This is a genomic window from Pedobacter sp. 01T416_2 (assembly GCF_056398925.1).
The window spans coordinates 1-1974 of record NZ_JBFTQI010000967.1 but is presented as its reverse complement, the minus strand read 5'-3'; the positions used below and the strand labels follow the sequence as shown (position 1 = coordinate 1974).

General features: G+C 40.0%; 2 protein-coding genes. One reads left to right on the top strand and one right to left on the bottom strand.

Annotation, left to right across the window (positions count from 1 at the left end; genetic code table 11):
* Positions 1-659 (top strand): outer membrane beta-barrel protein (locus AC1DPQ_RS26375; protein WP_477611380.1); only part of this gene is annotated, 659 nt, incomplete at its 5' end.
* Between the two features lie 243 nt (positions 660-902).
* Here the strand turns inward: AC1DPQ_RS26375 and AC1DPQ_RS26370 are convergent.
* A partial coding sequence (locus tag AC1DPQ_RS26370) for a BamA/TamA family outer membrane protein (RefSeq protein WP_477611379.1) occupies positions 903-1974 on the bottom strand: 1072 nt, incomplete at its 5' end.

The following is a 1974-nucleotide window of genomic DNA, read 5'->3' as shown; positions in this document are numbered from 1 at the left end:
CTTATAACGACAACATTGAAATTTCGCATACTTACAATAATGTTTTCACCACGAGACTATCTTTTAGTCATACCACAAACGGCTTTAATGATRTAAATTTTATTGATGCTGGCACTAATATTCAGGCAGCCAAACCTGTTAACTTTATTACAGGGTATCATTATCAGTTCAGCAATGCAGTTACTTTTAATGTGTTGAAATGGTTGGAAAGTATCAATCAGGTTGATGTTTTTTATAATACATCAAATTCCAATATCACGCAAACCCTAAGTAACCTGAATGGATTTGGTGCTTATTTTTCTACATTAAATCAGTTTGTTTTTAACCCATCGAAAACTATTTTAGGCGAGGCGAATTTCTGGTGCCAATTCCCCGCAGTTGATGGCTTGAACAAAAATAAAAGCCAATACAACCTCGATCTGGGTATAAAAACGTTATTATTTAACAAAAAGATACAATTGGCCATTACCGCTACCGATGTTTTAAAAACCAACCAATACCGTTTTAAGAGTTTGATCAATAATATCAGTCAGGAGTACAATAACTATTACGAYAACCGCCAACTCAAGATTGCCTTCCGTTATAATTTTGGCAATGAAAAAATTAAACAGCAGGATAGGAAGCCGGGGAACGAAGAGGAGCGGAAGAGGAGTAATTAGGGATGTAGGAGAAAAGGTGCTGGCAAATCGTCATTCCCAACTTGATTGGGAATCGTAATGCCTTAGTAGGGTTTGTAGCTTGCATTAAGATTCCCGCCTGCGCGGGAAAGACGACCATTCGTTGTAATCTGTCATTGGTAACTTGGTTAAAGATCTTTCGACTACGCTCAGGATCACAAAACGAGTAGGTCAACTAATGAACAGGATCATATTACGAAGCCCTCCATCTTGCACACCTTTCGACTAAAACGCTTCTGCTAAACTGATGTAAAACCCGGCCTGGCGTTTTTCATTTGGTAATTTTTCGCCTATTCCATAATCTACCCGAACACTCAAGCCTTTTGCCGGATCGAAAAAGTAGCGACCGCCAAAACCAAAGTTTGGTTTTAGCCCATCGCCGTTAAACTGACCGTTTGCGAATACTTTACCTGTACCCGCAAAAGCTACAATGCCAAAACGGTTCATAAAACGGTAGCGGACTTCGGCTTGTGCCGCCATCAGGTTTTCGTCGCGGTAGCGGCCACTATAGTAACCGCGCATCATCTGGTCGTTGCCTAACTGTTGTAACAGGTAAAATGGGGTGCTTTTGCTTTGGATGGTATAAAAAATGCCCTGTACCCCTAAAACTACTTTTGGTGCCAGACTAAAGAAACCACGGAGATCTAGCTTAATCTGTGAGCCATTAAAACTTTCTCCGCCAAAAAAATCGGGTGCGTATTGATAGGTTGCCCTACCAAAAAAGCCTTTTGTTGGATAATTATTGCTGTTCCGTGTATCGTAACTTTGCGATGCACCGATCCAGGCTACAGATCCACCATCTTTATCCAAAATCTGTGGGTTGGTGGTAAAAATGCCTCCGGCTTCCTTGTCGATAAAATGGTAATTCTCAAAACCTAGCGAAACACCTGTATAAGCCTTCGGTAAGGTGTTCATTTCCGCATCGAAAAGTGTTTTAAATACCCGTTGGTCTAGTTTATCTTCATTTGCCTTTATTGCATTGTTGCCAATACCATAAAAATTAAATGGCTGGTTTTTGAAACGGATATCACCGATAAAATGATATTTATTTCCTTTCGTCCAGGCATCGCCTTTAAGCATAAAATTAGCTGTCTTTTTGGTAGAATAGGTTGTGTTCAAGGCGAAGTTGGAACTGCGGTTCAACGTATCTTTACGGTCTATGTAAAATGAATAAATGGCACCAACACCAAATTCAAACCCTGTTTCCTGACTATAACCAAAAGCTGGTAGAGGTAAAAAGCTTGCTTTACGGGTAGTATCTTTTTCGTTTGAGAGCATCTTTTTGATCAGTTTCATC